Genomic DNA, 17,186 nt, shown 5'->3' with positions numbered 1-17,186 from the left:
CGCCGGCCGCGACCCCCGCCGCGGCCGGCGCGATCCCCGTGCCGGTGCCGCTGGGCGGCGCGGAGACGGCCCTCGGCATGGAGCTGCCCGAGGTGGCCGGCGAACTGCCCGTGCCGACGGCCGGTGCGCCCGAGGGCCCGCGGTACGTCGAGGGCCGGCTGCTGCCCGAGCGGACGCTTCCGCAGTTGCCGGTGCACGGCGGGCTGCCCGGTGCCGACCTGCGCCAGCCGCTGCCGCGCGTCCTCGGCGACGACTTCGACCACGCCGCCGTCGACGCCCCCGCCGCCGGGCTGCGGACGCTGACGCCGGGCCTGTCCCTGGACGCCCCGCTCACCGCGCCGAACCCCGACGCCCTCGGCCTGCCGACGGCCAAGCTCCCGCAGGCCGGGCTGCTGGCTCCGGCCGTCCGGACGGTTCCCGTGGCCGACCTGGGCGTCGGGCCGGGGCTGTAGCCCGTCGCGGCGCGCGCCACAGGTGCGGCCCGTGCTCCGACTGGCCCTGGGGACGGTGACCGCGGAGCCCGCCGGCCGGTTAGCGGTGCGGACCACCGGAACCGGACGAGGAGCGAGCCATGGTCGTCAACGCGGGCGGAGCAGCGAGCGACGCGCAGCAGGAGCGGGATCACCATCGGGATCACCAGGGGGAGGGCCCGGCGAGAGTCGGGCCGGCGTTCGGCACCCGGCGGCAGCTGATGAGAAGACTGCTCGCCCCGGCCCTCGCCGTGACGCTGGCCCCCCTGGTCGCCGCCTCCCGGCCCTCCCAGGCCACCACCGGGCACGGTGCCGGGCCGGCGCGTCCCGAGCCGCCCGGCGTCGAGCCGGCCGAGAGCGCCTCGTTCGACGAGACGTACCGGGGCCGCCGTATCCGCGGCATCCGGTCCGCAGCCGGCCGGGCCGTCGGTGCCGGCACCTGGCACGTCACCGTGGACGGCCGCCCGCTGCATCTGATGCGCCGGGCCGACGGCAGCTGGCTGAGCATGATCGACCACTACCGGTCGTACCCCACCCCCCTCGCCGCGGCCCGCGGTGCCGTCGACGAACTCGGCCCCGGCGAGCACCTGCGTGACACACCGGCCGCCGGCCAGGACCACTCCGGGGGGAGCCATGGCGTACACGCGTAAGGACGTCGGCACGCTGACCCGCACCGAGAAGCGACGGTTCGTCAAGGCGCTGCTGGAGATCAAACGACGCGGCGAGTACGACGAGTTCGTACGCACCCACATCGAGTACTACGTCTCCGACGGCGAGGACGGACTGCGTACGGCGCACATGGCGCCGTCCTTCCTGCCCTGGCACCGCAGGTTCCTGCTGGACCTGGAGGAGGCGCTGCGCCGGGTCGACTCGTCGGTCACCGTGCCGTACTGGGACTGGACGAAGGACCGCACCACCACCTCCGCGCCCTGGACCGCCGACCTCCTCGGCGGCACCGGGCGGCGCTCCGACCACCGGGTCACCACCGGGCCGTTCGCCCACGCCGAGGGCAACTGGACCCTCAAGGAGAACGTCACCGACACCGAGTACCTCACCCGGGACCTCGGCCGGGCCGAGGACCCCATCGCGCTGCCCACCAAGAGCGACCTGGAGTGGGCGCTCGACGACCCGGCGTACGACACGGCGCCCTGGGACTCCACGGTCCGAAAGGGGTTCCGGAACAAGCTGGAGGGCTGGGGGACCGGCCGGGGCAGCGTCTCCTGGCGCAACCACAACCGCGTGCACCGCTGGGTCGGCGGGGCCATGGTCGGCGGCGCGTCCGTCAACGACCCGGTGTTCTGGCTGCACCACGCCTTCGTCGACCTCCAGTGGTCCCGCTGGCAGGCCCGGCACCGCGGCGCCCGCTACCAGCCCGCCGAGCCGCCGGGCCGGGGCAGCGCACAGCACGGGCGGATCGTCGCACGGCACGAGAGGCTGCCGCCGTGGGACGTGACTCCGGACGAGCTGGAGGACCACAGCCGGATCTACCGGTACGGCTGAGCGACCGGCCCCGAGCGGTCGGCGCGGACACGGGGAGAGCCCCGGCCGGGACGGCCGGGGCTCTCCTGGTGCTTACGGGACTCAGCCGCCGTAGCCACCGTTCTTGCCGTCCTCGCCGTGCTTGTCGCTCTCGTCCTTCTTGTCGTCGTCGCCGTTTTCGCAGGCGTTGCCGAAGGCCGGGTTCAGCAGACCGATCACGTTGATCGTGTTGCCGCAGATGTTGACCGGCACGTGGACCGGTACCTGGACGACGTTGCCGGACAGGACGCCGGGCGAGCCGACGGCCGCGCCCTCGGCGCCCGCGTCCGCCATGGCCAGGCCGGTGCCGCTGAGCACCACAGCGCCGGCGCCGAGTACGACGCCTGCGGCCTTCGCGATGCGAGACATCACGTTCTCCTTCTGACTCGGGGAGCGCGGCGGCAGGACACGCCACCGCACTGCCGGTCCAACGCAGCAGGTCGCGAAGGGGTCACGGGAGGAATGTGAGGATCACCCTTTTTGAACAGAAGAGTGGAGCGGGTCGTCCGGTGGCGGAAAATGGCTCCGCTCCGCGCCGGAGTGTCCACTAGCCTCCGGGCATGGCTAACGACCAATCCGACCGGTCCAAGGAAACACCGGAGCCGTCCGAACCGTCCGCGCAGTCGACGCTGTCCGCGCTGTCCGCACTGCCCGGCCTGTTCGCCGAGGAGGGCAGGGTGCGGGCCTTCGCGGCCGTGGCCCTGGGGGCGGGCAGCCCCGTGCAGGTGGCGGAGAAGGCCGGCCTGTCCTCCAAGGACACGGCCGCCGCGCTGCGCCGGCTGCGGGAGCAGGGCGTGGTGGCGTACGGGGACGGCGGTGAACTCGTCGTCGCCCATGACCGTTTCAGGGACCTGGCCCGCGCGGGCCGGCCGGCGGTGGCTACCGGGAACCAAGGGGCGGGCGACGAGGACCGCGCGGCCGGCATGATCGTGCGGACCTTCGTCAAGGACGGACGGCTGGTCCGCCTCCCCGCGCGCTGGACGCGCAAGAAGGTGGTGCTGCGGCACATCGCCGAGCAGACCTTCGAGCCCGGCGTGGAGTACCCGGAGCGCACCGTCGACGAGAGGCTCCGGCCGTGGTGCGAGGACGGCGACGTCGACCATGTGACGCTCCGGCGCCATCTGGTGGACCTCGACCACCTGCGCCGGAGCGGCGGAACCTACTGGCGCCCGGCGGAGTCCGCCCGGGCGGGGATCGCCTGAGCGTCCGACGCCGGGGCCGCGGTCGGGGCCGGGGCCTGGGTGATGGCCGGCGTCGGAGCCGGCTCCGGGGACACGGGCAGGCGGCGTACGGGCGAGCCCGCGAGGTAGGCCCGGATCGCCTCGACCGCCTGCCCGTAGTACGTGGCGTAGTTGGCGCGTGAGACGTAGCCCAGGTGCGGCGTCGCGAGCAGGCGCGGGGCGGTGCGCATCGGGTGGCCGGCGGGCAGCGGCTCGGTGTCGAAGACGTCCACGCCCGCACCCGCGATCCGGCCCTCGTGCAGCGCGGCGAGCAGGGCGTCCTGGTCGACGATGGCCGCGCGCGACGTGTTGACCAGGTAGGCGGTCGGCTTGAGCAGGGCCAGTTCGGCGGGGCCGAGCAGGCCGCGGGTGCGGTCGCCGAGGGCCAGGTGGACGGAGACGAAGTCGGCCGTCGCGAGCAGTTCCTCCTTGGAGGGGGCTCGTTCGACGCCGACCTCGTCGGCGCGCTCGGCGGTGAGGTTCTGGCTCCACGCGCTCACCCGCATGCCGAAGGCGAGGCCGACCTGCGCCACCCGCCCGCCGATCCTGCCGAGGCCCAGTAGTCCGAGGCGGCGCCCGTGCAGGTCGGCGCCGACCGTCTGCTGCCAGGGGCCGCCCTCGCGCAGCGCGTTGCCCTCCTGGACGATGCCGCGGGCGAGACCCAGCAGCAGGGCCCAGGTCAGTTCGACGGGCGGGGTCGAGGAGGAGGCCGTACCGCACACGGTGACGCCGTGGGCGTCTGCGGCGGCGTAGTCGATCACGCTGTTGCGCATGCCCGAGGCGACGATCAGTTTCAGCCGGGGCAGCCGGGCGATCAGTGACTCGGTGAAGGACACGCGCTCCCGCAGCGTGACCACGATGTCCACGTCGGCGAGCGCCTCGGCGAGGGCGTCCTCTTCGCCGAAATGAGTGTCGAAGGTCACGACGTCCACGTCGTCCGCGACCGGGGACCAGTCGGCGATCTCGGTCGCCACCTGCTGGAAGTCGTCGAGCACCGCGCAGCGCAGTCGCACGTCGTCCGGTCCCTCCCGCCAAACGGGCAGTGGCGCCCCCGGCAGGACTCGAACCTGCGGCCAAGCGCTTAGAAGGCGCCTGCTCTATCCACTGAGCTACGGGGGCCTGGTGTGGTGGCCTCGGTCGTGGTGCCCGGGTGTGGGCTGATCCGTGACGGTGCCGGGGACAAGGATAGGGCTCCCGGCTCCATGTCCCTGATGCTTCGCCTCCGTGGCTCGATGTGGAGGTTCGGTGAAGCGGTCCTGATAATCGCAGGCAGGTACGAATCGTGCATCGCTTTTGGCGTCTCGCGCATCGGGTGTTGTGCACTCGTTATGCCTGGACTGCCCTCACGTCCCAGTAGTCCCTTCCGTCCGAAGTGTCTGGTCGGCGCGCAGACATACTCATATGCTTCAGAATTCCCCTAAAATTGGGCATTCTTCACATGTGGTGACCTTGGACGTACGGCCTCAGCTGCTCGACGCACTCTCCGCCCTGCGCGACCGTGTCGCGGCCGCACGCTTCCCGCTGCCCCTGGCGGGGGCACCACGCGCGCGTGCCAACCGCGACGAACTGCTCGCGCAGCTCGACGACTACTTGGTGCCCCGGTTGAAGGAGCCCGAAGCGCCCCTGCTGGCCGTTGTGGGCGGATCCACCGGTGCCGGGAAGTCCACGCTGGTGAACTCCCTCGTGGGGCGGCGGGTCAGCGAGGCGGGTGTGCTGCGGCCCACGACCCGGACGCCGGTGCTGGTGTGCCATCCGGAGGATCACCACTGGTTCAGCGGCATGCGGGTGCTGCCCGACCTCACGCGCGTGTGGGTGCCCCACCGGGAACCGGACGACGACCTGCTCCTGCCGGGCGAGAACCCCGCGCGCGTACTGCGCGTCGAGACCGCCGACACCCTGCCGCCCGGCATCGCCCTCCTGGACGCGCCCGACATCGACTCCCTCATCGCCGACAACCGCGTACTGGCCGCCGAACTGATCTGCGCCGCCGACATCTGGGTGATGGTCACCACGGCCGCTCGGTACGCCGACGCCGTGCCCTGGCATCTGCTGCGCACCGCCAAGGAGTACGACGCCACCCTGGTCACCGTGCTCGACCGGGTGCCCCACCAGGTGGTGTCCGAGGTGTCGCGGCAGTACGGGGCGCTGCTCACGAAGGCCGGGCTCGGGGAGGTGCCCCGCTTCACCGTGCCCGAACTGCCCGAGTCCGCCTGGGGCGGCGGGCTGCTGCCGGCCAGCGCGGTGGCGCCGCTGCGGGCCTGGCTCGTCCACCGGGCACAGGATCTCGAGGCCCGGCACCACGCCATGGCCCGTACGGCGCACGGCATCCTGGACTCCCTCAAGTCCCGGATGCCCGAACTGGCCGGCGCCGCCGCCGCCCAGTACGCCGCCGCGTTGCGGCTCACCGCCGCGGTCGACGGCGCGTACGACGGCGAGCACGCGCGCGTGCGGGGGCGGTTGCAGGCGGGCGCCGTGCTCGCCGGGGACGCGCTGAAGCGGTGGCGGGCCTTTCCCCTCGACTGCTCCCCCGAGGAACTCCTCGACTCGCTGGTGGAGAGCCTGAGCGCACTGCTGCTGTGCGCCGTCACCGCCGCCGACGAACGCGTCGACGAGGCCTGGCAGCGCGAACCGGCGGCCGCCGCTCCGGAACTCGCGGGCCGCGACCCGGCGCCGGAGAGCGCCGAGCACCGCATCGGGATGGCCGTACGGCGGTGGCGGCGGGAGCTGGAGGAGTACGCCGAGGAGGAAGTGCGCGAGCTGGACCGGAGCATGGCGCCGGACCCGGTGGTGGTCGCCGCCCTGGTCGCCACCGTGCTGCTGGGCGGGCGGCGGGCGCGCGTCGCCGGGGAGCGGCTCGCCGAGCGGATCGGCGCCCACGGCGCGCTGCGGCTGCGTGACCGGGGCGGGCGGCTGCTCGACGAGCACGTGGACCGGGTCGTGCACGTCGAGCGCGAACGCCGACTGGCGCCGCTCGACGGGCTGGAGGTGCATCCCGAACCACAGGCCGAACTCATCGCCGCGCTGTCCGTACTGCAGAAGGAGAGGTGACCGGTGACCGCCGTCACTGACCAGGACCCCACCGAGCACACCGACCACACGACGGAGGAAGCAGGCCAGAAGGGCCAGGCAGACCGGACGGGCAGGACGGGCCGGTCAGGCCGGACGGACTCCGGGGACGGCCGGGGCCCGGAGCGGGGGACCGACAAGGACGAGAGCGAACGCGCCCGCGGCTCCCACGCGCGCGTGCGGGACGACGGGGCGTCCCGCCGTACGGACCGGGACCGGGGTCGGGACCGGGGCCGGGACCAGGACCAGGACCGGGGCCGGGACCGCGGGGACGAGCGCGCGGAACGTACGAAAGGCGGCGAGCGTGCGGAGGCCGTGGCCGGCGGTCCCTCCGCCCCCGCCCCCGCCCCCGGATCCGGATCCGGGGGCGGAAGCGGGGAGGAGGGCGCCTGGGGCGACGGGCTGATCGCGCGGCGGGTGGACGAGAACAGCGGCGCGGAGCAGTTCACCCTCATGCCGAGCAGGCCCGCCAGTTCCTCGGCCCTGATGCCGCTGGCGTACGACGGGCAGCTCAGGTCGCGGCTGGACGCGCTGCGCGAGCTGGTGGGGCTCTCCCGTACCCGGCTGGACAGCGGGACGCTGGCCGAGGCGGGCCGCGTCCTCGACGAGGCCGCCGCGCGGCGCAGGCTCTCCGGGCAGCACACCGTGGTGGCCATCGCGGGCGCGACCGGCAGCGGAAAGTCGCAGCTGTTCAACACGCTCGCCGGTGTCACGATCTCCGAGACGGGCGTCCGCCGGCCGACCACCGCGGCGCCCATCGCGTGCAGTTGGAGCGACGGCGCGGCCAGCCTCCTGGACCGGCTCGGCATCCCCGGACGGCTGCGGCGCCGCCCGCTCCAGCACCCGGACGCCGACTCGCCGCTGCGCGGGCTGGTCCTGATCGACCTGCCCGACCACGACTCGGCGGCCGTGCAGCATCGCGAGCAGGTGGACCGCATCCTGGCGCTCGTCGACGCCGTCATCTGGGTCGTGGACCCGGAGAAGTACGCCGACGCCGTACTCCACGAGCGTTATCTGCGGCCGATGGCGGGCCACGCGGAGGTCACCCTCGTCGTCCTCAACCAGGTCGACCGGCTGCCCGGGGAGGCGGCCGAACAGGTCCTCGACGACCTGCGGCGGCTGCTCGACGAGGACGGCATCGCACTGGGGGAGTACGGCGAACCCGGCGCCACCGTGCTCGCCCTGTCCGCCCTCACCGGGGACGGCATCGGCGAACTTCGCGAAGTGCTCGGCCAGTTCGTCGCCGAGCGGCAGGCCCCGGCGCGCCGCATCGCGGCCGACGTGGACGCCGCCGCCTGGCGCCTGCGTCCCGTGTACGTCACCGGGCGGCGGACCGGGCTCAGCGAGGAGGCGCGGGAGGAGTTCGCGGACCGGCTCGCGGACGCGGTGGGCGCCACCGCGGCGGGCGAGGCGGCCGAACGCTCCTGGCTGCGCAACGCCAACCGTGCGTGCGGCACGCCCTGGCTGCGGCTGTGGCGCTGGTACCACGACCGGCGCGAACCCCCCACGGGACGGCTCTCGCTGCGCGCCCAGGCGGACGAGGAGGCCACGGCCCGGCAGCGCGTCGAGCAGGCGGTGCGTACGGTCTCGGAGCGGGCGTCGGCCGGGCTGCCGACGCCGTGGGCGCAGGCGGTGCGCGAGGCTGCCGTCCGCGGCGCCCAGGGGCTGCCCGAGGCCCTCGACGAGCTGGCGGTGCGCACGGGGCTGCCGCCGGGGCGTCCGCCGCGGCCGGGCTGGTGGCCGGTGGCCGTGCTGGCCCAGGCGGCCATGACCCTGCTTCAGGTGGTGGGCGGCCTGTGGCTGCTGGGGCAGATCATCGGCTTCGTGCCGCCAAACCTGGGTGTGCCGGTGCTGCTGATGCTGGCCGGGATCATCGGCGGCCCCCTCATCGAGTGGAGCTGTCGCATCGCGGCCCGGGGGCCGGCACGGCGATACGGCCACGAAGCGGAACGCCTGTTGCGGGAGGCGGCCGCGGGGTGCGGCCGGGCCAGGGTGCTGGACCCGCTGGCGGCGGAGCTGCTGCGGTACCGGGAGGTGCGGGAGCAGTACGGGCGGGTCACGGGGGCGGGCGCCGCGGCGAGGTAGGCGAGGTGGACGAGGCGGGGCCGGGGGAGTGACGGCTGCGGCTGTGGACGTCGTCGCCAGTTGCTGTTGCTGTTGCTGTTGCCGTTGCTGTTGTCGTCCGGGGTTCCCACTCGGTGGGGTGACGGAGTTCTCCACAGGCGCCGGGGCGGTCCACAGCCCGCGGCGGGCCCGGCCCGGGCGGAGGCAGTCTGACCTCGCGGCGATCGTGACGGACGCGGTCGTCACGGCAGCGGCGGCGTACGGGAACGCGACGCCGGCCGCGCCGGACACAGCCGTACGGGACACGCCCGTACGGGAGGGAGGACTCGCGATGAACGAGACGATGATCTGCGCCGTGGGCAACGTGGCCACGCAGCCGGTGTTCCGGAACCTGGCGAACGGACCGTCGGCGCGGTTCCGGCTGGCGGTCACCGCGCGCTACTGGGACCGCGAGAAGAGCGCGTGGACCGACGGCCACACCAACTTCTTCACGGTGTGGGCCAACCGGCAGCTCGCCGCCAACGCTTCGGCGTCCTTGGCGGTGGGCGAACCCGTCATCGTGCAGGGCCGGTTGAAGGTGCGCACGGACGTCCGCGAGGGGCAGAACTGGACCTCTGCGGACATCGACGCGGTGGCGATCGGCCACGACCTGGCGCGCGGCACGGCGGCGTTCCGTCGCACCGGGAGGGCGGAGACGGCGGCCTCCCCACCGCAGCCGGAGCCCAACTGGGAGACGCCGGCGGGGGAGTCGGACGACGCGGACACCACCGGACAGCGGCCGGAGCCAGCCGCCGCGGTGGCCTGACGCCGACGGGTCCGCCGGAACTGACCGAAGTACGGCTTATCGGCGAATGCGCCCCGCGCGGCCCCGGGTGGATTTGTCGATAAGCCCTGCTCACCTGCCCTGTCGGCGATAACGATTCCGAGTCGGATCACCGCGTGGACGAACATCACCGGCAAGCGCGGTGTGTCAGGTACTTAGGATGCCGAACGAGCCCTGTGGGGCTGGTGATTCTGCTGGTAGGACCGTGCCCCCCACGACAACGGTCCTGCTCGAAGGGGAGTTTGGTGTTTTCTTCGCTCACCGCGCTGTCTCTGCCCGGCCGAGGTGCGGCGCGCCGCGCCACCGCGGCACTGGTGTCCGCGCTCGCCGTCGCGGGCGTGGTGACCGGTGCCGGCCCGGCGGCCGCCGCCCAGGACGCGGCGGCGCGGGGGCAGGGCGGGGCGACGGCCACCATAGGCGGCCTCAAGACGCACGGCACCGCGGTCATCCACGGCGAGGGCGGCGACCAGGAGGTGCCGGCCGGCCTGTTCGAGATGTCCGTCGAGGGCGGCGGCATGCTGCAGACGTACTGCGTCGACGTCCAGAACCCGACGCAGAAGGACGCCAAGTACCACGAGACCCCGTGGAGTGGCACGTCACTGGGCACCAACAAGGACGCCGGCCGCATCCGCTGGATCCTGCGGAACTCCTATCCTCAGGTCAACGACCTCGCCGCGCTCGCGAAGAAGGCGGGCGTCCGCGGCGGGCTGACCGAGGAGGACGCGGCGGCCGGCACGCAGGTCGCCATCTGGCGCTACTCGGACGACACCGCCGTCGACGCCGTCGACCCCCAGGCCGAGCGGCTCGCCGACTACCTGGAGAAGAACGCCCGCGGTCTCGCGGAGCCCGCGGCGTCGCTCACCCTGGACCCGCCCGCGGTATCGGGCCGCCCCGGTGAGCGGCTCGGCCCGGTCACGGTGCGCACCAACGCCGGCGGGGCGACGGTGACACCCCCGGTGGACGCCACCGCGGGCGGGGTGCGGATCGTCGACAAGAAGGGTGAGCCGGTCACCTCCGTCACCGACGGCACCCAGATCTTCTTCGACGTGCCCGAGGACGCGGCGGCGGGCACCGCCGAGCTGGCGGTCCAGGCCTCGACCACCGTGCCGGTCGGTCGCGCCTTCGCCTCCGAGAGCCGCAGCCAGACCCAGATCCTGGCCGGCTCCAGCGAGTCCACGGTCGCGGCGACGGCCACCGCCACCTGGGCCGACCAGGGCGCGATACCCGCCCTGTCCGCGACGAGGAACTGCGCCGAGGGCGCCCTGGACATCACCGCGCTCAACAAGGGTGACGAACCCTTCACCTTCGAACTCCTGGACACCGAGTACACCGTCGCGCCCGGCGAGACCCGCACGCTGACGGTCCCGCTGCCGGAGGACCGCGCCTACGACTTCACCGTCCGCGGCCCGGCCGGCTTCGAGCAGCGCTTCACGGGCGTACTCGACTGCCGCACAAGAAGCGCCGCACTGGCCGACACCACCCGCCCCCTCGGCGAACCGGCCCCCACCAAGGTCGTCACTCCGACCCCGAACCCCAACCTCGCCGACACCGGCAGCTCCGGGGTGACGCCCCTGATCGGCGGCGCGGCCATCGGCCTGGTCGTGATCGGCGGCGCGGTCCTGCTGTTCCTCCGCCGAAAGAACGAACGGTGACCACCCGCCCCCGCCACCAGGGGTCGTCTTCAAAGGTGATCAAGTGATGAGGGATCATGCTTGTCATTTGGCGCTCAGCCGACGACGAGCGGACAGTCGACGTGCCGGGCTGAACCTCAGCGACCACGGCGTAGGCCGGTCAAGGCGGAGGCCCGTGCCAGACACGTGCCAGATCGTGCGGGGAACCACGGGGAACATCGGGTACGAGTTGAGCGCCCCGATCCGATGGCGGCATCGGTTCACTGCAGGTCAGCATCAGGAATGGCCGCCACACACCTCAGCTTCCCAAGCTCGTAGCCTCCAGGGCGGCCTCTGCCACTTCTAGGCGCCGATTGACCGCAGCGCGAGATGCGCAGCGGGACGGCACGGACGACCCACTCGGGCGCACCGTTGCTCGAAATCCGGAGGAAGCCAACCGCGGTTGAGCAAACGCGGGTGAGCAGGGAACGCAGTGATCGCGGCGAGAGCGAAGGCGAGCGAAGCCCACGGCGTCTGCACTCGAACCGTCGTCTGGGAACCGCGGGTGTCGATGAAGCTCGTCTGGAACACGTCAGGAGCCGCGAGCTCGATGGAGCTCAACGCCCGCCAGTCAAGGTCCAGTCCCGCTGCATGCGCAAAATGGAGCCTCTGCAGCGTGAGGGTGACTTCGCCGATGCCGTCCACCACCCACCGTGGCTGAGCATCACGCGCTGCCTGACGACGTCGGGCAGAGTTTCCGATGGCAGAGCCCACCAAGGAGCCGACCACAAAGCCAGGGCTGCCGAAGGCAACCACGTTGGTGTGTGTGTACCTCCCGCTGCCGAGGGCCCTCCAGGTCATGCGTTGGCCCGGCCCGACTGCGAGTGCACGATCACCGTGCTGCAGTCGCGCGGTCGTGGCCACGATGGGCCGGCGGGCCACTTGTCCTTCGAGGACATCGGCGAGGATGTCGCATGAGTGCCAGAGGTACTCGTCGACCGGCGACCATGACGGTTGACCTGAGTTCTCTGGCGGCGGTGCAAAGGGGTTGGCCACTGTCGCTCCAGCCTCCGATCAGGAGTCAACGACTACCATTCGCGATCAAGCCTACTCAGATCGTTCTGCCTGTCGGCCCGCCAACTGCCCACTCACGTGGCCGCGTCTGCACCATGAGCGCACCAGAACGGGCGGGGAGCATCGGGGGATCACGGTGAAAGCACTACAGCCCAACGAGGCGGCAGCTCAGCCGTTCGCCCAGGGCAGCGCTGCAGCAGGCTCCATTGTGTCGCAGCTTCCCAAGCTGCGAGCGTCCGTCTGTCCGAGCCTCTCGAAGAGTCAGAGAAGGTCCCGCCAGAAGAGGGCCGTCGCTCGCGGGTGCCAACTGTCGTTGACCTCGCCCCGCGACTCGTCGAACTCCTGGTGTATGTAGTCGGCCAAGTCCAAGCCGTAATAGATGACGTCGGTCTGCCACATCGAGAGCACCGGATGCCCGAAGTTTCCCCGGCCGGCAGGCAGGTATCGATGGGCATACACGGGCACCATCACCGGCACCTCCGCCAGATGACGCCGCGCCGTATCCAGTGCCGCCCTTCCGTCGGCTGGACGCTCACCCCAACCCTCGTACCAGAACCCGTTGTGTTCAACGTCGAGAAGAGCACCCTCGACCGGCCAGTCGAGCTGTCGACGCAAGCTTTCCGAATCGCCGCCGCGCCACTCCGGCCAGGGCCTGGACCAGGTCTGCCCTTCCTCGGGAGGGACATTGATCGGGAGCCCGGCCGCAAGAAATGCGCGGTGATCGTCCGCGAACTCAAAGCCGTACTCGCGCTCGATGCGCGTGAACTCGGCCTCCGTTAGCCCCGCCTCGAACTCATAGAGGCCTGTCTGTGCCAGGTGACGTGCGGCCTCCGCACCCAGGCGTACTCCCTCATTGCTGATCACCGCCGTACGCTAGCGCCGCCCGCATCCAACCGTCACCCGGGTTGTGCGCGGGCTTTGTCTCAGCTTCCGAGTCGCTCAGCCCCGTTCACCGCCGTTCAGGCGAGACCACGAGTCGGCTGCCACCCATGAGCGGACCGCTGGTTAACGCAGGTGAACGGCCCTGTACGCGACACTGCGAGGCCCCAACACAGTTGGAAAGCGTGCGCCCCCAAGCAACCTGCTTGGGCCGCCGTGCACCGCTGCGCGGAGCAGTGCGCCTTCCACAGAGGACATGTACCCGGCAATTCTGCAGTGGTCCGCACGACGGTTGAGACCGGGGGTGGGAGACGTGGCTCGTACGCAGTCCAGGTGTGGAGCGCTCACGGAGAAGGGCACTCGGTGCCGGCGGCTGGCGATGGTCGGTGCGTCGCGGTGCAACCTGCACCGTGGCGAGTGGTCGTCGTACACCATCGAGAAGCGCAAGGAAGCCGAACGCAAGGCGAAGACACGCAAGCGACGCAAGTGACCCCAGCCGGTGTGGGGTGACATCCACGGCTGACATCAACGACAGCGGACAGTGGCGGCGTCGCGCGGGCTGAGACGGCCATGGCCGCCGCGCAGCACGGGTGGACAGGCGGTCAGACCGAACTCCACCGTCTCTCTCACAGCGGCAGGCGGCGGGCCGACAAGAGCGAATCTGGGGGCTGTCTCTCGGCGTGTGGAGTCGTCGTCGAGGAGCACTCCGGCTGAGACCAGTTCGCGGGGCATGTAGGTGCGGGCAAAGCCATGCGGCCATTCCCCGTCAGCGCTGAGGCAGGACAACTCCGCGAGGGGGCTTCCTGTGGACACCTTCAGCAGGCCGCCAGGTGCCTGGGGCTTGAATGGTCGCGCTGCGGATGGTGACGCGCATGGCTGGCTCGGCGGCAGTCCACGGGTCCAGGACGCCCCAGCCGCCGACATGCATGATCTTGCGGTGAGGGCGGCGGACGAAGTTGCCTTTCCCGTGGATTTTCTCGATGAGGCCTTCGCTCTGGAGCACGGCGAGGGCTCTTCGCAGAGTCACTGTGCTGACCTTGTACCGGTCGGCGAGGTCGGCTTCGGACGGAAGGCGTTCACTGTGCTGGATGCGGCCGGTGGTGATCTGCTGTCGGAGATCGTGAGCGATGTCGTGATGGCGTGAGCGCATGGGACAGGTCACCGCCTTCTCAGCATTCGTACCGCCACGAGCCGGGTACGCGCGTGTATGGTAGCTGCCCTTGTCACGCACATTCGGCGGACGTACTACAGCGACGACGGTCGGCCTGTGGAGACAGCGGACATTGTGGTCCCTGCGGCTCACTGCGAGATTGTCTATGAGATCCCGATCAACCGATAGCCGCGCCTACGGTTCGCCGTTTGGCCGACGACGGTCCGTCCGGCCCTGAGTGCAGGCAGCCCCTGAACCCGGGTCGCCTTGTGCATAGAGCCATCCGGCGAGCGCGCAGAAGTCGGCGCCATTGAGGCCCTTGGTCGGATCGACCTGGTGCAGCAGTGAAGGCCCAGGGTGGCTGGCGTCGACCCAGAGGCGGTCTATGGCGCTGATCTCGTCGTCGACCCAGATGAAGGGTCGGCCGGCGGCCCGCTCGACCATGGGGCGAGTCTTCCAGTGGAGACCCCGCGGGGTTCCTCCCGCGTCGGCGTCCGGCCACTCCAGCACCGGCAGGCTCGGCAGGCCGATGCGCGGGGCGATGACTTCGTTCGCCTCTTCCATCCAGGTCGTCGCCCATACGAGCTGGCAGCCCAGACCGATGAGGCGCGCCCCGATCCCGGGGTCGAGTCGGGCCAGCAACGGGTTCCCCTGGTCGACGGCCGTTGAGAAGGCGGCAGCGACTTCCTTCTGACCGGCCGAGGACCCGAACGGGATCAGTGGGCCGTCCACGTCGAGGAAGAGGAGAGGGCGCTCCGATGAGCTGGTCACGGCAGCACCGTAGCCCCGCGCAGCGGGGAAGCGGCACCCTTGGGCTGGGCCGTCCCTGGGCCGTGCGAGGGTGCCCGAGGCCGACCGGCGGCGACCGACAGTGACAGGTGGGCTCCGGCGGCATTGGGGAAAGCCCAGGTCAGGGGCCCCGGAGGGAACGCGTTTCCTCACAGGGGTGGCGGTGCGGCAAGATGGGGTGTATCTGCCCACTGCCTGATCAAGCTGCCGGACGGTTTCTCTTGGCTGAGTACATTTACACCATGCGCAAGGCGCGCAAGGCGCACGGCGACAAGGTGATCCTCGATGACGTCACCCTGAGCTTCCTGCCCGGCGCGAAGATCGGTGTGGTCGGACCGAACGGTGCCGGTAAGTCGACCGTTCTGAAGATCATGGCGGGGCTGGAGCAGCCGTCGAACGGCGACGCGTTCCTGTCGCCCGGCTACACGGTCGGCATCCTGCTCCAGGAGCCCCCGCTGAACGAGGAGAAGACCGTCCTGGAGAACGTCCAGGAGGGTGTCGCCGAGGTCAAGGGCAAGCTCGACCGGTTCAACGAGATCGCCGAGCAGATGGCGACCGACTACTCGGACGCCCTGCTGGAGGAGATGGGCAAGCTCCAGGAGGAGCTGGACCACGCCAACGCCTGGGACCTGGACGCCCAGCTGGAGCAGGCCATGGACGCGCTGGGCTGCCCGCCCGGCGACTGGCCCGTCGTGAACCTCTCCGGTGGTGAGAAGCGGCGTGTGGCGCTGTGCAAGCTGCTGCTGGAGGCGCCCGACCTGTTGCTGCTCGACGAGCCGACGAACCACCTCGACGCCGAGTCCGTCAACTGGCTGGAGCAGCACCTCGCCAAGTACGAGGGCACCGTCGTGGCCGTGACCCACGACCGGTACTTCCTGGACAACGTCGCCGGCTGGATCTGCGAGGTCGACCGCGGCCGGCTGCACGGCTACGAGGGCAACTACTCCAAGTACCTGGAGACCAAGCAGACCCGCCTCAAGGTCGAGGGCCAGAAGGACGCCAAGCGTGCCAAGCGGCTCAAGGACGAGCTGGAGTGGGTGCGGTCGAACGCCAAGGGGCGGCAGGCCAAGTCCAAGGCGCGTCTCGCTCGGTACGAGGAGATGGCGGCCGAGGCCGACAAGATGCGGAAGCTGGACTTCGAGGAGATCCAGATCCCGCCGGGCCCGCGCCTGGGCAACGTCGTCGTCGAGGTCAACAACCTCACCAAGGGCTTCGGGGACAAGGTCCTCATCGACGACCTGAGCTTCACGCTGCCGCGCAACGGCATCGTCGGTGTCATCGGCCCCAACGGCGCCGGCAAGACCACCCTCTTCAAGATGATCCAGGGCTTCGAGGAGCCGGACTCCGGAAGCATCAAGGTCGGCGACACGGTCAAGATCTCCTACGTCGACCAGAGCCGCGAGAACATCGACCCGAAGAAGACGCTCTGGGCGGTCGTCTCCGACGAGATGGACTACATCAACGTCGGCCAGGTCGAGATGCCCTCGCGGGCGTACGTCTCCGCCTTCGGGTTCAAGGGGCCGGACCAGCAGAAGCCGGCCGGCGTGCTCTCCGGCGGTGAGCGCAACCGGCTCAACCTCGCGCTCACCCTCAAGCAGGGCGGCAACCTGCTCCTCCTGGACGAGCCGACCAACGACCTCGACGTCGAGACCCTCGGCAGCCTCGAGAACGCCCTGCTGGAGTTCCCCGGGTGCGCCGTGGTCGTCTCCCACGACCGGTGGTTCCTGGACCGCGTCGCCACCCACATCCTCGCCTACGAGGGTGACTCCAAGTGGTTCTGGTTCGAGGGCAACTTCGACTCGTACGAGAAGAACAAGGTCGAGCGGCTCGGCGCCGACGCCGCGCGTCCGCACCGCGCCACCTACAAGAAGCTGACCCGGGGCTGATCTTGCGGCACATCTACCGCTGCCCACTGCGCTGGGCGGACATGGACGCGTACGGCCACGTCAACAACGTGGTCTTCCTCCGCTACCTGGAGGAGGCCCGTATCGACTTCCTGTTCCGCCCGGAGAAGGACTTCAAGCAGGGGTCCGTGGTGGCACGCCATGAGATCGACTACAAGCGGCAGCTCGTCCACCGGCACCACCCGGTCGACATCGAGCTGTGGGTCACGGAGATAAGGGCCGCCTCCTTCACGCTCACCTACGAGGTCAAGGACGGCGACCAGGTCTACGTCCGCGCCTCGACGGTGATCGTGCCGTTCGACTTCGAGACGCAGATGCCGCGCCGGATCACCGCGGAGGAACGGGAGTTCCTTCGCGAGTACACGGACGACAAGGAGGAGGCCGTCGCCGCATGACGGTCCTCCACCTGGCCGACGAGGGGGAGGCCGCGGATCTCGCCGCCTTCCTCTCCCGCCTGCTCCACTACGACCGTTCGGCGGCGGTTCGCCTCCAGGCGGCCGGCACCGCCCTCGCCGTTTTCGGCCGGCCGCCCTCCTTCGAGGTGCTGGCCGTGCGCGCGGTGCGGCTGGCCAAGCCGTACGAGAACGGGATCGACGCCACGCTGGACGTGACCGTGTCC

At 71.1% G+C, this 17,186-nt stretch carries 14 protein-coding genes, 1 tRNA gene and 4 pseudogenes; 12 read left to right on the top strand and 7 right to left on the bottom strand.

The window, feature by feature from the left end:
* From EBH09_RS12655 to EBH09_RS12645, 3 genes are all read left to right on the top strand, one after another.
* On the top strand, positions 1-452 hold a 452-nt coding region (locus tag EBH09_RS12655), incomplete at its 5' end, for a hypothetical protein (protein WP_121747056.1).
* A gap of 119 nt (positions 453-571) precedes the next feature.
* Positions 572-1,120 carry a tyrosinase family oxidase copper chaperone gene (locus EBH09_RS12650; RefSeq protein ID WP_121747055.1) on the top strand — a complete coding sequence of 183 codons (549 nt, stop codon included), beginning with the start codon at positions 572-574 and terminating at the stop codon, positions 1,118-1,120.
* Positions 1,104-1,970, top strand: a complete 867-nt coding sequence (locus EBH09_RS12645) for a tyrosinase family protein (RefSeq protein WP_121747054.1) — start codon at positions 1,104-1,106, stop codon at positions 1,968-1,970. Before EBH09_RS12650 ends, EBH09_RS12645 begins: the two co-directional genes overlap by 17 nt.
* 81 nt (positions 1,971-2,051) lie before the next feature.
* Here the strand turns inward: EBH09_RS12645 and EBH09_RS12640 are convergent, their stop codons facing one another.
* On the bottom strand, positions 2,052-2,357 hold the full coding sequence (locus EBH09_RS12640) for a chaplin (RefSeq protein WP_121747053.1): 306 nt from the start codon (positions 2,355-2,357) through the stop codon (positions 2,052-2,054).
* Between the two features lie 191 nt (positions 2,358-2,548).
* Between EBH09_RS12640 and EBH09_RS12635 the strand changes: the two genes are divergently transcribed.
* Positions 2,549-3,190: a DUF2087 domain-containing protein gene (locus tag EBH09_RS12635; protein ID WP_121747052.1), complete on the top strand. Its 642-nt coding sequence runs from the start codon at positions 2,549-2,551 to the stop codon at positions 3,188-3,190.
* Positions 3,191-3,264: 74 nt separating this feature from the next.
* On the opposite strand, the pseudogene EBH09_RS12630 reads toward EBH09_RS12635, so the two are convergent.
* Both EBH09_RS12630 and EBH09_RS12625 read right to left on the bottom strand, forming a co-directional pair.
* A pseudogene (locus EBH09_RS12630) lies at positions 3,265-4,221 on the bottom strand (D-2-hydroxyacid dehydrogenase family protein); the annotation flags it as partial.
* A 30-nt stretch (positions 4,222-4,251) separates the two neighbouring features.
* A tRNA-Arg gene (locus EBH09_RS12625) sits at positions 4,252-4,327 on the bottom strand.
* A gap of 321 nt (positions 4,328-4,648) precedes the next feature.
* Here EBH09_RS12625 and EBH09_RS12620 point away from each other — a divergent pair.
* The 4 genes from EBH09_RS12620 to EBH09_RS12605 all read left to right on the top strand — a co-directional run bounded on the left by EBH09_RS12620 (position 4,649) and on the right by EBH09_RS12605 (position 10,813).
* Positions 4,649-6,256 (top strand): dynamin family protein, encoded by a 1,608-nt coding sequence (locus tag EBH09_RS12620; protein WP_121747051.1) that lies wholly within the window; start codon positions 4,649-4,651, stop codon positions 6,254-6,256.
* A gap of 3 nt (positions 6,257-6,259) precedes the next feature.
* A complete protein-coding gene (locus EBH09_RS12615; RefSeq protein WP_121747050.1) occupies positions 6,260-8,359 on the top strand; it encodes a YfjP family GTPase in 2,100 nt (699 codons plus the stop codon).
* A gap of 310 nt (positions 8,360-8,669) precedes the next feature.
* Positions 8,670-9,143, top strand: coding sequence for a single-stranded DNA-binding protein (locus EBH09_RS12610; RefSeq protein WP_121747368.1), 474 nt, complete (start codon positions 8,670-8,672; stop codon positions 9,141-9,143).
* A 263-nt stretch (positions 9,144-9,406) separates the two neighbouring features.
* Positions 9,407-10,813 (top strand): TQXA domain-containing protein, encoded by a 1,407-nt coding sequence (locus tag EBH09_RS12605; RefSeq protein ID WP_121747049.1) that lies wholly within the window; start codon positions 9,407-9,409, stop codon positions 10,811-10,813.
* Between the two features lie 321 nt (positions 10,814-11,134).
* Here EBH09_RS12605 and EBH09_RS12600 read toward each other — a convergent pair whose 3' ends face one another.
* From EBH09_RS12600 to EBH09_RS12585, 3 genes and pseudogenes are all read right to left on the bottom strand, one after another.
* Positions 11,135-11,479, bottom strand: a complete 345-nt coding sequence (locus EBH09_RS12600; protein WP_238697283.1) for a hypothetical protein — start codon at positions 11,477-11,479, stop codon at positions 11,135-11,137.
* Positions 11,480-12,106: 627 nt separating this feature from the next.
* Positions 12,107-12,709: a hypothetical protein gene (locus tag EBH09_RS12595; RefSeq protein ID WP_121747048.1), complete on the bottom strand. Its 603-nt coding sequence runs from the start codon at positions 12,707-12,709 to the stop codon at positions 12,107-12,109.
* Positions 12,710-13,339: 630 nt separating this feature from the next.
* Positions 13,340-13,874 (bottom strand): annotated as a pseudogene (locus EBH09_RS12585) (GntR family transcriptional regulator); the annotation flags it as partial.
* A gap of 63 nt (positions 13,875-13,937) precedes the next feature.
* On the opposite strand from EBH09_RS12585, the pseudogene EBH09_RS12580 reads away from it, so the two are divergent.
* A pseudogene (locus EBH09_RS12580) lies at positions 13,938-14,063 on the top strand (GntR family transcriptional regulator); the annotation flags it as partial.
* Between the two features lie 6 nt (positions 14,064-14,069).
* Here EBH09_RS12580 and EBH09_RS12575 read toward each other — a convergent pair.
* Complete coding sequence (locus tag EBH09_RS12575) at positions 14,070-14,645, bottom strand: HAD domain-containing protein (RefSeq protein WP_238697282.1); 576 nt, start codon at positions 14,643-14,645, stop codon at positions 14,070-14,072.
* Between the two features lie 239 nt (positions 14,646-14,884).
* On the opposite strand from EBH09_RS12575, the gene ettA reads away from it, so the two are divergent.
* The 3 genes and pseudogenes from ettA to EBH09_RS38865 form a co-directional block, all read left to right on the top strand.
* Complete coding sequence (gene ettA, locus EBH09_RS12570; protein ID WP_121747046.1) at positions 14,885-16,549, top strand: energy-dependent translational throttle protein EttA; 1,665 nt, start codon at positions 14,885-14,887, stop codon at positions 16,547-16,549.
* Positions 16,550-16,551: 2 nt separating this feature from the next.
* Positions 16,552-16,962, top strand: a complete 411-nt coding sequence (locus EBH09_RS12565; RefSeq protein ID WP_121747045.1) for a thioesterase family protein — start codon at positions 16,552-16,554, stop codon at positions 16,960-16,962.
* Positions 16,959-17,186, top strand: a pseudogene (locus tag EBH09_RS38865) (hypothetical protein); the annotation flags it as partial. The gene EBH09_RS12565 and the pseudogene EBH09_RS38865, both read left to right, overlap by 4 nt.

This window comes from Streptomyces sp. E2N166 (assembly GCF_003671715.1).
In the GTDB taxonomy this organism is placed as follows: Bacteria; Actinomycetota; Actinomycetes; order Streptomycetales; family Streptomycetaceae; genus Streptomyces; species Streptomyces thinghirensis.
Note: the sequence above shows the minus strand (reverse complement) of the source record. Positions and strands in the feature narration are given on the sequence as shown.